Consider the following 12869-nt stretch of genomic DNA (forward strand, 5'->3'; position numbering starts at 1 on the left):
GATCAACTTAGTACCCAGAGCGACCTTTACGAATTGCTCGTAAAACGCTCAATAAAAGGCCGCGTTATTACGCGGCCTTTTTCTTTCCCGTGGAAAATACCCATAAACCAAATCTTAGCCAACAACGAAGTACCTGTAGTGGTATTAAATTTAGGCGTTAACCATGAAGCACGAACACACTATTCGTCTCCTCACTACCTTCGGCACGGTACCCTTCATTGCGGCAGCGATTGCCGAGTTTGTTGGTATCTCTCTCTTTGGCCATACCCCAGTGGAGATATTCAGTAGTTATGGAACGGTCATCATTAGTTTCTTAGCGGGGAGTATTTGGGGCGCAGCGCGCTATCAAAACACTACCGATAATCAGGCTGCTGACACCCCCTCTAAGGCGCCCTTTGTTGCCACTAACGTGCTGACTTTGGTGTGCTGGTTCGCGCTGTTGCAGTCGTCATTCGTGTTCGCACTAGGCGTTAACGGTCTGCTGTTTATTGCCCTCTACAGAGTAGAGGCAACACGTGAAAGGGACGGCAGCTATCGCCGTCTTCGCCGCGTGGTAACAACTTTGGTGGTGCTTCTGCACCTGATAATGGTGGTAATACTATGGCTCGTTTAACTGTGTTTTTTGATGGTTCCTGCCCGCTTTGTGCAAAGGAAATGGACACCCTCGCTAGATTTGATATCCATTCACGCATTCACTTCGTTGACCTCAATGACGAAATCTCGCTCCCTCTGGGCATCACCCACTCGGCTGCGGTGGATACGCTGCATGTGATTGATACCCAAGGACAAGTTCGCACTGCGGTAGACGCCAATGTATTGCTGTGGGAAACGGTAGACAGAAAGCCGTGGTTGCGAGTACTGCGCTGGCCCCTAATCCGTAACTTTGCCAATGTTGGCTACCGTGTGTTCTCGACGCATCGAGAATTCTTCAGCCTTCTTCTGACCGGCAAGAAACGTTGCGATAGCCACTGCGAGGTGAAGGTCTCAAAATCAGCGAGCAGCCATGAGTAGTCATCGAATTATCGTTGGCGCTAGCAGTGGTATCGCCCAGGCTTTTTATCATCATATAAGGCAACAGGAGCCCGACACCCTCATAACGCGTATTTCTTCGCGACACTTAGCGGGCGCTATACACTGTGATTACAGTGAGCGCAGCATAGCGGAGGTCTGCAAAAATATTGCTAGCGCTGATGAACTTAGCATTCACATTTTCAATGGCCAGCTGGTCAGCGAAGGAAAACTGCCCGAGAAAAGCTTGAGGGCTTTTGAAGGTGATTACTTCCAGCGCCTAATCCACAGCAATACCATAGTGCCAATGCTGTTTTTGCAGGCTCTCATGCCACTGTTTAAAACTCAAACCCGTGGGGTGATCAGTGTTCTCAGTGCAAGAGTGGGCAGTATTGATGATAATCACCTAGGGGGGTGGTATAGCTACCGCGCATCAAAAAGCGCCCTAAACCAGCTGCTACAGTGTTTTGCTGCAGAACTCCGTTACCGCAGTCCGAAAAGCACAGTGATTGCTTTTCACCCCGGAACCACTGACACTGAACTGTCAAAGCCATTTCAAAAAAACGTGAGCGCCGAGAAACTATTTTCTCCCGAATTTGTCGCATCACGCCTATATTCATTATGTAGCCGTCCAGAACCCACGGGCAGAGCCCTGTTTACGGATTGGCAGCATGAGACTATTGCTTGGTAAACGAGGAAAATTATGTATCGCGATTTCATTCCCAAAACAAAAATTAGACTCGGAATTAGTGCTTGTCTCTTGGGCGAACCGGTTCGCTTCGATGGTGGACATAAGCGTTCGGCTTTTTGCACTGATGCACTGAGCGATTTTGTTGAATACGTTCCCCTCTGTCCGGAAGCGGCAATTGGCTTGGGTGTTCCTCGTCCAACTATTCGGCTTGAGCAACACGATGACAAAATTATTGCGACGTCAGCCAAGGGCAACGACGTCACCGAGGCGCTTGAGGCTTATGGTAAGGAACAGGCGGTAGCGCTAGACCAAAAGATAAGTGGCTACATTTTTTGTGCGAAATCGCCAAGTTGCGGTATGGAGCGGGTCAAGCTCTATCAGGGCGAAAGTAAGATGAGTACCAGTGATGGCATTGGACTGTATGCAAAAGAGATCATGCAGCACAATCCTATTCTTCCCGTTGAAGAAAACGGCCGCATCAACGATGCCCTGTTACGCGAGAACTTCATCACCCGGGTGTATGCCTACAGCCACTGGCAGCACCTCATGGCCGAAGGATTAACCGCGGGCAAGCTGATTGAATTTCACAGTCAGTACAAGTACCTGCTAATGGCTCACAGCATTGCGGCCTACAAATCCTTGGGACAACTGCTAGCGGATGTGAGTGGTGACCTACAGAGCCTGAGCGAATGTTACATCGTGGAGTTCATGCGCTCTATTAGTTCGCCCGTAAGCAGGAAGGCACACACTAACGTTTTGCAGCACCTACAGGGTTATTTCAAAAATCACCTTTCATCGGCGCAACGACAGGAATTCGCTAAAGTGATCACCGATTATCGCGAGGGCCACCTGCCGTTACTGGCACCGCTGACGCTAATTCGTCATTTCCTAGCCGAGTATCCCGATGAATATGTGGCGAAGCAGCGTTACCTCCATCCGTATCCTGATGAGCTCAATCTGCGTTACGCCATTTAACTAGCAAGGTAAACGGTTCCATGTCACAGCTAGTTTGGTTTCGAAATGACCTGCGCACCCATGACAACCCTGCACTCAGCACCGCGCTGGAGACGAATACTCCCGTCTCCGCGGTGTACGTTGAGGTAAGTCAGCAACACGCGGCTTCGCCACATCAGCGAGCGCTGAAAATGCATGTACTCAGGGAGCTGAACCGTGAGCTCGCTGAATTAGGGGTTACTCTCCAAATCTGCTCAGTGGGTACCTTTCAGGAGGCGGCGCAGGCGGTTGTCAGGCTAGCGACCCATCACAACTGCGCTGGCATCTACGCCAACCGAGATTGTGGGGTACATGAATATCAACGCGACCAGTACGTAAGCGATCACTTTTCCGGCAATGTCAGCTTTTACGGTATTGATACCGTCCAGCCTCTGGGGTCCATCACTACAGGTCAGGGCACCATGTTTAAGGTCTTCACGCCGTTCAAGCGGGCTTGGCTTAGCCGTTGGAACGAGTCACTAGTTCAGCCTATTCGCCCCACCAGTCAGCTCCGGCCTATTGCGCCGTCCGCAGACGTTGAAGACTTTACGCTAAATCAGCTAACGCAGCTGCCGGAGGTTGATGTCTGGTTGAATCCTGAACAATCACTTCAGGACTTTGTGCAGTTGGGCGCTAGCCAATACGACAAGCTGCGCGACTTCCCTGCGATAGAAGGCACCAGCAAGCTTTCGCCTCACCTAGCCATTGGGGCTATTTCCATTCAGTCCTGTGTTCGATCCCTACTACAGGGGCGAAGCGTTGCGGACCTCAACGACGGAGAATCCGTGTGGCTGAGTGAACTTATTTGGCGAGATTTTTACCGCCACTTAATGTTTGCCTATCCCGACATTTCCAAAAACCGAGCCTTTCAACCTTATACGGACCTGATTCATTGGGATAATCACGAGGAACATTTTCAAGCCTGGTGCCAGGGCAAGACTGGCTTTCCCATTGTGGATGCCGCCATGCGCTGTCTGAATAGCACTGGTTGGATGCACAATCGTCTGCGAATGGTGGTGGCTAGCTTTCTCTGTAAGGATTTGATGATTGACTGGCGCTGGGGTGAACGTTACTTCATGTCAGTGCTGATAGATGGCGACTTCGCCAGCAATAACGGGGGCTGGCAATGGGCGGCCAGCGCAGGGGCTGATGCGGCCCCGTACTTCAGGATTTTCAATCCTATTAGACAGAGCCAGAGATTCGATGTGCATGGCGAGTTCATTCGCACTTGGATTCCCGAGCTGAGAGAGCTTCCGGATAAGGCTATCCATGAACCCCACGCTTGGTTCGAAAAAAATCAACTCACGGCAAACTATTGCCCGCCAATCATTGATCGCTCGAAGAGCAAAGACAAAGTACTTACTGCCTTTGCTCATGCGAAGGAAAAATCAGTCAGTTAAGACCCCCGAGCGGTAATCACTCATCGCTTGCTCTAGTTCTGCCCGAGTATTCATAACAAACGGGCCGTATTGCGCTATCGGCTCTTTGATGGGCTTACCACTTAACACCAGAAGTGTTGCGCCATTGTTGGTAGCGGATAACTTCAGTGATTCGCCCGCACTATAGAGCCCCATTTCCCACTGCTTTAGTCCCGTTGTTGCTCCTTCAAAGACGTATACAAAGGCTGGCTCCTCGCGATTAAAGCTCAATTCAACCGCCTCATCAGCAGCCAGCTCTATCTCAATCAAATGAGGCTTCGTGGTCATCGCGGGTAATGGTCCTTCTAACTGCTGTTGCGGCTCGGCCCCAAAGCTCACCGCTACGGACCCAGCAATCACTGCTATCTCAGAACCTCTAGCGGATTTTGCTCTAGCCAGTTCACCGGCATTGAAATCATGATAGGCAGCAGGCTTCATCTTCTCTGCGCCGGGTAGATTCAACCAGATCTGAAAACCCTGCATTAAGCCGTCCAACTGTTCGGGTGTCTCCGAGTGAATGACCCCCCGTGCCGCCGTCATCCATTGTACATCGCCTGGACCAATGACACCCTCGTTGCCCATATGATCGCGGTGACGCATCTTGCCCGCCTTCATATAGGTGATGGTTTCAAAACCTCGGTGTGGGTGACTGGGAAAGCCACCCATATAGTCCGCCGACTGGTCACTGTTAAACTCATCAAGCATGAGAAACGGATCCATTCGCTGTTGCATCGCTTGGCCGCCAATACGTCGGATTTTAACTCCATCGCCATCGGCGGTTTCCATGGAGCGTACCTTTTGCTCTAACTTTCGTTCAGTTGTCATTTTAATATCTCCTTATCCGCGCCCATGGGGAAGCGTGTAATCCACGGTTGGGCCCGCAGGGACAATACCCGTAGGGTTGATCATAAGGTGTGACTCATAGTAGTGACCTTTGATGTGCTCGAAGTCCACTGTCTGCGCCACACCACCCACTTGATATAGCTCTCTGAGGTAGCCTGATAAATTCGGGTAACTCTCAATGGTGCGAAGATTGCACTTAAAGTGGCCAACGTAGACGCTGTCAAAGCGAATAAGGGTGGTAAATAGGCGCCAATCCGCTTCAGTTATCTGCTCACCAACTAGATAGCGTTGTGTTCCCAAGCGCTCCTCAAGCTGATCTAAGACATTAAAGAGCTTCTTAACATGACGTTCATACACCGCTTGATGCGTTGCAAATCCGCTGAGGTATACGCCGTTGTTAACCGCGTGATAAACCAGTTCATTGATCTCGTCGATGTCGCCGCGCAACGACTCTGGGTAGTAGTCATCGGCATTGCCGGTCAAGTCATTGAAGGCTGAATTCATCATTCGAATGATTTCGGCAGACTCATTACTGACAATTTGCTCGGTCTGCTTGTCCCAGAGCACCGGAACGGTGACGCGCCCTTCGTACTCGGGCTTTGACTGTAAGTACAATTCATAGAGAAAGGACTTCTGATAAAGGGGATCTTTCAGCGTCCAGCCGTTTTCAAGCATTAGATAGTCAACCACCGCGACGTCAATATGCTCACTCAATGATTTCAGCTCTCTAAAGATTAAGGTGCGGTGCGCCCAAGGGCACGCCAAGCTTACATAGAGGTGATAGCGACCAGACTCAGCTTTGAATCCAGCCTTGCCAGTAGGTCCCGCTTCGCCGGTAGGCGTTATCCAATTTCTAAAGGCGCTGTCCTGACGCTGAAACTCACCATTTGAAGACTTCGTGTCGTACCACTTATCAACCCACTCGCCGTTCTGTAATAAACCCATTTTTAATGCTCCTTATTTTTGATGGGTTTACTATAGCGCTGGCTAATCATTAAAAAAATACTCATAATTTAACCAATTAGTTAAGTAGGGTTTAACAGTTTGAAAAAAGAACTCATTGATGTTCAGCTCTTAATCATTCTCGACGCTATCGATCGTCGAGGTAGCTTCGCCCGTGCTGCTGAAGAATTAGAACGCACAACTGCTGCGTTGTCCTACAGCATCACAAAAGCCGAGGATCAACTTGGGCTGACGTTATTCCAACGTGAGGGCCGTCGTTCGGTGCTCACTGCCGCAGGCGAGCTAATACTCACGGACGGACGAGAAATTTTGCAGCACTTAAGAGGGCTTCAAGATCGTGCCTTCGAGCGCGCTCAGGGTTGGGAACCCCGTATTCGTATTGGCCTGGAAGCCACGCTGGACGAGTCACCGTTCTACGAAGCGCTACGGGATTTTTGCCTGAACCACCCAAACATTGAGATTGAGTTGGTGGAGACCGTGTTGAATGGCGGTTGGGAAGCGCTCTCGGAGGGAACGATTGATCTGTTGGTTGGTGTTCCCGGTCCTATTCCACCGCAGCATAACTTTCGCTGTGTTGCTCTAGATGAACTAGATATGGCGCTTGTAGGAACTTCGGCGAGCCTGCGAAACCTCCCCGCTGAGCGGGGCAAGACGCTACATCCTTCCGCCAGTCTCGCTCAGCTAGATGACGTAAAACGGGTCATCCTTCGCGACACCGTCCAGCTAAATATTGCCCGACAGGCAGGCTTAGCGGACCGACGTTTTGACCTTCTTGTCCAAACCCGCTCACAGAAGAAGGCGGCCATAGTTAATGGCTTAGGTATCGGCCACTTGCCCCGGCATGAGATCACTCATGATCTAGCAAGCGGTAAGTTGGTTGAACTGTCCTCCGCAAATGGGGCGAAGCTAAGCAGCTATGTAGCCTGGCAGCTAAATCATGCCGGGAAAGCTACACAGGCATTGGCGAAGCTAATTACTAACAGTTACGAAGCACAAAAAACTAAATAATTTAAGCAAATTTGTTGCAACATTCGAGCTCTTGAGCTAATTTTGCATTCGAAGTCAAAATTATCTCAAGGATCCCTATGAGCCGACACATTGTCGAGTTATTCTACCAGACTCTTAAGCACTCTCCTGAGCAGCTATCATCACTCGTTAGTGACGATTTTAGCTGGGCTGCTGCACACCCTATTAATGATCTAGCTAGCCTTAGCGAGTGTGTGGAAAGGTTTTGGCAGCCAATTGCCGAAGCGATGCCAGATGTTGAGCGCAAGGTCCTCGTTGACGTTGCCGGCGATGACAATGGTCAACAGTGGGTTATGGCAACCGGATATTTTATTGGCAACTTAGTGTCGCCGTTATTCGGCATCCCTGCTACTGGACGCGCCCTTCATCTTCGTTTCACCGAGATCGTTGGCATTAAAGACGGACTTATCAATCGCGGTGAAGTGATTCTGGACTTCCTTGACGCTATGAATCAGGTGGGTGTAAACCCTATTCGCCCTTCACTGGGTTTTGATGGTTTGATCATGGCGCCAACACGCGCCTCTGACGCTCAGCAAAACAGCAGTTTAAGTACCGTTCAGCTCATCAAAAATATGCTCGCTGAACTCGGCCGTTACGATGGCAAGTCCTTGGAATCAATGAAGCTGGCGGACTACTGGCATGACGATTTCATGTGGTACGGCCCGGCGGGAATTGGTACTACGCGTGGCATTGATGGTTTCCGTAGATTACATCAAGGTCCATTCCTTCGCGGTTTTCCAGATCGAAGTGTGGATGTCTCCACCTGCTATGTGGGCGAAGGCGACTTCGCAGCTACCGGCGGCTGGCCGCACATGTCAGCAACCCATACCGGTCCGCACTGGTTGGGCCTCGCTGCAACAGGGCAGTCCATCACCCTGCGCGTAATGGATATCTGGCGACGCGACGGCGACAAGCTGAAAGAAAACTGGGTGGGGATCGATATTGTCCACATTCTTCTTCAACTTGGACTTAATGTGTTCGAGTTGATGGATGAGCGTTTCTGTCGCACCGCTTAGTCGTTGTAAAAACGACTAAAATGCCCAATGTTTAAGCCGAGATCGCGGACTAATTATCACTATGCAGGTTGTCATTAACTTGCTTTTTGCATTCGAAGTACATTATCATCATTTCAACTCAAACACCTTAAATCAGGGGTGTCATAATTGTTAGAGGCACATCATGTCCCAAGAAAATCTATCCATCGCTCAACGCGTTCTCCGTTATGACGAACTTGTTCCCTGCACCACTGCGTTTATTGACGCACGTACCCCTGGCAGCGACAAGAAGCAGAATTATTGCTTGATTGGTCAAGGCGTCGCTGAGAACCCAGGACAGGTTGTTCACATTAAATACCCGCACCCATTTGATATTGGTGCAGCAAAGCAGCCGAACGGTTGTAAGAACTCACACCATAGCCACGATACCGCCGAAGTCTTCGTTGTCCACAAGGGCAGCTGGAAGTTCACCTGGGGTGAACACGGCACAGACGGTGAAGCCGTCCTAGAGGAAGGTGACACTATCTCTATTCCAACTAACGTTTTCCGCGGTTTTGAAAATGTGGGTAATGACGAAGGCTTCCTGTTCTGTATCTTAGGTCTGAACAAAGATGGTTCGGCAGGACAGGTTCACTGGGCACCCTACGTGTATGAGCAGGCTACAAAGCATGGTCTAGTACTGTTAGATGACGGTCGCCTTCTAGACACCCTTGCCGGTGATGTTGTGCCGGAGGATGCAGTACTTTGCACCCCCACCACCGCAGCAGACGTCCCTAACTTTGATTCAATGACGGTCGAGCAGATGTTGCGTTGCGTAATTACTAATGATCAGTTGGCTGAGCAGCCAGTTGGCGGCCTTAACGGCAATGGCGTTAAAGAGATTGCTGTTGTTGGCGCGGCCAGCACTGACGAAGCACTTCCAGCAGCTAAAATGGCCTGGACCCACGGTTTCTCATCACGTCGTCTTCAGCTTGAGCCTAACGCAAGCACCGCCGCTCATACCCGTGCCGAAGAAGAAGTACTATTTGTTCACAATGGTTGCTTGTCAGTGACTGTTGATGGCGAAGAGTGGGTACTTAACGAAGGTGATCTGATCACCATTCCAGTAGGTTCAACTCGCAGCTTCCGCAACAGTGCTGACGTACTGTGTGATGTCATCGTCGCTCGCGGTGCGGACGTTCCTCAAGCTGCGAGCTTTAGCTAAAGCATTTTCTGGGCATGACTATTTCGCGCTAGTTTACGCCCTTTTCATTTTAACGAGAGTCAGCGCCAACTAGCCTGACCGGAGAAAAACTATGAATCGCCTAGAAAATCACTTCGACTCAGCGCCGTCTGAAACTTCTGAAACTGGCAGTATGGCGGGCTTTGATCCTGAATTTACCGACATCGTGGATTACATCCTCCGCATTACCTACCGTATTTGGGAAGGTAAGCAAGTTGGTCTTTGTTATGACTACTATTCGGACGATTGTCCGGTTTACACCATTGCTGGTGTCAGTGTCGGTGCCGAAGAAGTGACTCAGAATACCCTCAATACCATGGCAGCTTTCCCTGACAGAACGCTCCATGCGGAAGATATTATTTGGGGTGGTGATGCGGAAAACGGTTATCATTCTTCGCACCGTATTCGCACTCATATGACTAACACGGGCCCGAGTGACCTGGGTCCAGCAACCGGTAAACATGCGATCATTCCAGTCATTGCTCACTGCGTGTGCAAGGACAACAAGATTGTTGAGGAATGGCTAGTTCGCGATAACTTCAGCTTGGCCGAGCAGCTTGGCTTCGACCCTATCGAGGTTGCAAAAGATAAGGCAGCATTGCCGTTATCTGATCGCCTAAAAGACTACATTGGCAGCGAACTAGCTCGCCTTGATGCCATTAAACCACTCCGTATCGCCGCAACACCTAGCAGCGATGAAGAGCTTGCGGTCACTGCGCTCAACAATATCTGGAACGCCCGTATGGTTGGCGATGTACAAAAGTACTACGCTGAGAACGCCCGTTTCTACGGAGTGAACAAGCGCCAGCTCAATGGCCATCAGGAAATCATGCAGTTTTACTTGCAGCTTTTAGGCTCGCTAAGTGGCATTCGCTTTAGTGCCGATTATGTGTGTTCAAATGAACATAAAGATGGCGGTTCTGATGTTGCTGTTCGTTGGACACTCAAGGGTGACCATCTGGGCACCGTGCTTTACGGCAGTCCGACAGGCGCACCAATTTTCATTCTCGGCGAGAGCCATTTCCGCATCATCGATGGCCAGATCACCGAAGAGTGGAATATTTTTGATGAGTTATCAGTATGGGTTCAGGTATTCCGTGCTCAGAACGCGCTACTCGCTGCTGAATAATAGGACGTTTCATGACACCAGATCGCATTATTGATTCCCACCATCATTTGTGGGATCTCGCTAAGGTACACTATCCTTGGCTGATACAACGTGGTGTCACCCGTTTTTTCGGCGATCCTACTGCAATCCAACGCGATTACCTCAGCGCGGATTTTCAATCCGACCACGGTAAGCTAAATGTTGTGGACAGTGTTCATATTCAAGTTGGCGCAGAGAATGGCCTGAACGAGGCACAGTGGATTGATGTTCAAGCGAATGACAACCGCTTACCATCGGCGCAAGTTAGTTTTTGCGATCTGGCAGCCGATGACACGGAAGCGCAGATCCATCAGCTTGCGTCGCTAAACTCGCTCAGAGGCATACGCCAAATTGTAGGTCGATCTCCAGCGGAGGATGCCCAAACCGGCACCGACGGCCTTATTTCTTCGAAGGCTTTTAGTAAGGGTTTAGGGCTGCTTGAACAGCAGCAACTCAGCTTTGACCTGCAACTTATTCCTGAGCAGATGCTTCGCATGGCCACGCTATTAGAGGCGCACCCTTCACTGTCGGTATCGCTATGCCACATGGGCTCTCCGTGGTACCAAAGTGGTGCTGGCTTCGAAACCTGGAAGGCGGGAATCACGGAGTTAGCTAAGAATCCCAATATCCACTGTAAGCTATCGGGCTTAGTGATGTTTAATCATAGCTGGAGTCCAGCTGACTTCATGCCATTTATCGAACACGTCCTCAATAACTTCGGTGACAGGCGGATTATGTTCGGTTCGAACTTTCCAGTGGACGGGCTTCATGCAAACTATGAACAACTAGTTCAAGCTTACCTTCAGTGCTGCAATCAGATAGGAAACGTTAATTTAGACGCTATCTTTCATGATAATGCGGCAGCGTTCTACCGGTTAGCTCGCTAACAGTATTAAATAGCGCTGGCATTGAATTAACACAATAATAATGATGAGGTAAATCTATGTACGAATTTGGGGCGCTTAACTGGGGCGTTTTAGCAGTCTACCTGATTGCCAACATTGGTCTAGGCGTATTCTTAAGCACCAAAGTGCAATCTACCAATGATTTTTTCTTGGGCGATAAAAGTATTCCTTGGTGGGCCATTGGGATCTCAGTCGTCGCAACCTATGTGAGCGCCTTATCTTTCCTCGGTGGACCTGCATGGTCCTACAGCGAAGGCATGGCCGTCATTGCCATTCACCTCAACTATCCGCTGGTTATTGTCTTTGTTATCACCTTTTTACTACCGTTTTTCTATAACAGTGGCGTGGCCTCAATCCACGACTACCTTGAGAAGCGATTCGGTTTAAAAGCTCGTACTGTAATGAGCGCCATCTTCTTGACCTCGCAGGGTTTAACCACCGCTGCGGCGGTCTATGCTACCGCGTTAGTGATTAACTTCATCACCGGCTTCGGCGTCACTGAGGCGATTATCATTGTGACCATCATTGCCCTGCTCTACACCATGATGGGCGGTATTGCCGCGGTAATTTGGACCGACGTAGTCCAGGCGGGTATCCTACTCATTGGCGCGTTGATCATCTTCGCGGCATTGTTAGACGCTTTGCCAGATGGACTGATGACCACGTTGGAATCACTTAAGGATAAAGGCATGACAGATGCCTTAGTCACTAAGTTCTCTCTCGCCGAAGTCTCAACAGTCTGGAGTGGCGTAATTGCCATGACGCTTTTCCATATCACCGTATATGGTGCGAACCAAATGATGGTTCAGCGTACACTGACTTCGAAGAACATCGGTGACGCCAAGAAGTCCTACATGATGATGGGCTACGGCGCGATCTTCATTTACTTCCTATTCCTGCTGTTAGGCGTGCTATTCCATAACTACTATGACGGCAAAACCTTCGAGAACGGCAACACGATCATTCTGGACTTTGCCTCCACCTTAGCTATCCCCGGTTTGATGGGGCTAATTGCAGCAGCGGTGGTTGCAGCCTCAATGTCATCGTTGGATTCAGCATTGAACTCAATGTCGACGGTTACCACCATTGATATCTATCAAAAGTTCTTTAAGCCTGAGGCCTCCGATGAGCACTACCTCAAGGCCTCACGTTGGTTTACCGTGTTTTGGGCGGCAATGATCATCGGCCCAGCAATTCTTTATGCTAGCAGTGAAGGCTCAATCCTAGAGACACTATCGAAGGTAGGATCGTTCTTTGTGGGTGCTAAGCTGAGTCTCTTTGGCTTGGGTATCTTCTCCAAGCACACTACCGAGCGTGGCGTGTTAATTGGTGTACTCTTTGGCTTCGCGTCGGTGTGGTATGTAGCAAGCTACACGGACATAGCATGGCCTTGGTTCTGTGCTATCGGCGCCATCACCAATACAATTGTGGCACTCGCAGCCAGCCTCATTCTTGACGGTAAAGCGAAGGAACACTCGCAGTACACGATTGTTGGCCAGCGTAAATGGTTTGCAGAAACGGGCACCCCGACTACCGAGAACGGTTGGTCGTTGCTCCCCGGTAAACTAGACAGAGCTAGCCTCTATCTACTGGGCTTCTTCGTAGCGTCCATCATAGCACTGTGGGCATTTAACGCCTTCATCTAGGGATAGCAACGA

The 12869-nt window shown here is 50.0% G+C and carries 13 protein-coding genes; 11 read left to right on the plus strand and 2 right to left on the minus strand.

Features of this window, described 5'->3' with window-relative positions; all coding sequences use genetic code 11:
* Window positions 1–163: 163 nt before the first annotated feature.
* Genes Q0698_RS00940 through phrB form a run of 5 tightly spaced genes read left to right on the plus strand, consistent with a single transcriptional unit; the run spans window position 164 to window position 4092 of the window.
* Window positions 164–613 carry a DUF3429 domain-containing protein gene (locus tag Q0698_RS00940; protein ID WP_298632825.1) on the plus strand — a complete coding sequence of 150 codons (450 nt, stop codon included), beginning with the start codon at window positions 164–166 and terminating at the stop codon, window positions 611–613.
* Window positions 601–1011, plus strand: coding sequence for a DUF393 domain-containing protein (locus tag Q0698_RS00945; RefSeq protein ID WP_298632827.1), 411 nt, complete (start codon window positions 601–603; stop codon window positions 1009–1011). The genes Q0698_RS00940 and Q0698_RS00945 overlap by 13 nt, the downstream gene beginning before the upstream one ends.
* Window positions 1004–1699, plus strand: a complete 696-nt coding sequence (locus tag Q0698_RS00950; protein WP_298632828.1) for an SDR family NAD(P)-dependent oxidoreductase — start codon at window positions 1004–1006, stop codon at window positions 1697–1699. Before Q0698_RS00945 ends, Q0698_RS00950 begins: the two co-directional genes overlap by 8 nt.
* A gap of 12 nt (window positions 1700–1711) precedes the next feature.
* Window positions 1712–2674, plus strand: a complete 963-nt coding sequence (locus tag Q0698_RS00955; protein ID WP_298632829.1) for a DUF523 and DUF1722 domain-containing protein — start codon at window positions 1712–1714, stop codon at window positions 2672–2674.
* 20 nt (window positions 2675–2694) lie between these two features.
* On the plus strand, window positions 2695–4092 hold the full coding sequence (gene phrB, locus Q0698_RS00960; RefSeq protein ID WP_298632831.1) for a deoxyribodipyrimidine photo-lyase: 1398 nt from the start codon (window positions 2695–2697) through the stop codon (window positions 4090–4092).
* Here phrB and Q0698_RS00965 read toward each other — a convergent pair.
* On the minus strand, window positions 4081–4935 hold the full coding sequence (locus Q0698_RS00965) for a pirin family protein (protein ID WP_298632834.1): 855 nt from the start codon (window positions 4933–4935) through the stop codon (window positions 4081–4083). The two genes, phrB and Q0698_RS00965, sit on opposite strands and share 12 nt — an antisense overlap.
* A 12-nt stretch (window positions 4936–4947) precedes the next feature.
* On the minus strand, window positions 4948–5898 hold the full coding sequence (locus Q0698_RS00970) for a glutathione S-transferase family protein (protein ID WP_298632836.1): 951 nt from the start codon (window positions 5896–5898) through the stop codon (window positions 4948–4950).
* A 99-nt stretch (window positions 5899–5997) separates the two neighbouring features.
* On the opposite strand from Q0698_RS00970, the gene Q0698_RS00975 reads away from it, so the two are divergent.
* The 6 genes from Q0698_RS00975 (at window position 5998) to Q0698_RS01000 (ending at window position 12857) form a co-directional block, all read left to right on the plus strand.
* Entirely contained in the window at window positions 5998–6924 is a 927-nt protein-coding gene (locus Q0698_RS00975) for a LysR substrate-binding domain-containing protein (RefSeq protein ID WP_298632838.1), read from the plus strand.
* Window positions 6925–7001: 77 nt separating this feature from the next.
* On the plus strand, window positions 7002–7958 hold the full coding sequence (locus Q0698_RS00980; RefSeq protein ID WP_298632840.1) for an ester cyclase: 957 nt from the start codon (window positions 7002–7004) through the stop codon (window positions 7956–7958).
* A gap of 163 nt (window positions 7959–8121) precedes the next feature.
* On the plus strand, window positions 8122–9141 hold the full coding sequence (locus tag Q0698_RS00985; RefSeq protein WP_298632842.1) for a cupin domain-containing protein: 1020 nt from the start codon (window positions 8122–8124) through the stop codon (window positions 9139–9141).
* Between the two features lie 91 nt (window positions 9142–9232).
* Window positions 9233–10288, plus strand: a complete 1056-nt coding sequence (locus Q0698_RS00990; protein ID WP_298632843.1) for an ester cyclase — start codon at window positions 9233–9235, stop codon at window positions 10286–10288.
* 11 nt (window positions 10289–10299) lie between these two features.
* Complete coding sequence (locus Q0698_RS00995) at window positions 10300–11193, plus strand: amidohydrolase family protein (RefSeq protein ID WP_298632844.1); 894 nt, start codon at window positions 10300–10302, stop codon at window positions 11191–11193.
* 56 nt (window positions 11194–11249) lie between these two features.
* Window positions 11250–12857 (plus strand): sodium/solute symporter, encoded by a 1608-nt coding sequence (locus Q0698_RS01000; protein ID WP_298632846.1) that lies wholly within the window; start codon window positions 11250–11252, stop codon window positions 12855–12857.
* The last annotated feature ends 12 nt before the right edge of the window (window positions 12858–12869 follow it).

Source organism: uncultured Umboniibacter sp., from assembly GCF_947497555.1.
GTDB lineage: Bacteria > Pseudomonadota > Gammaproteobacteria > Pseudomonadales > DSM-25080 > Umboniibacter.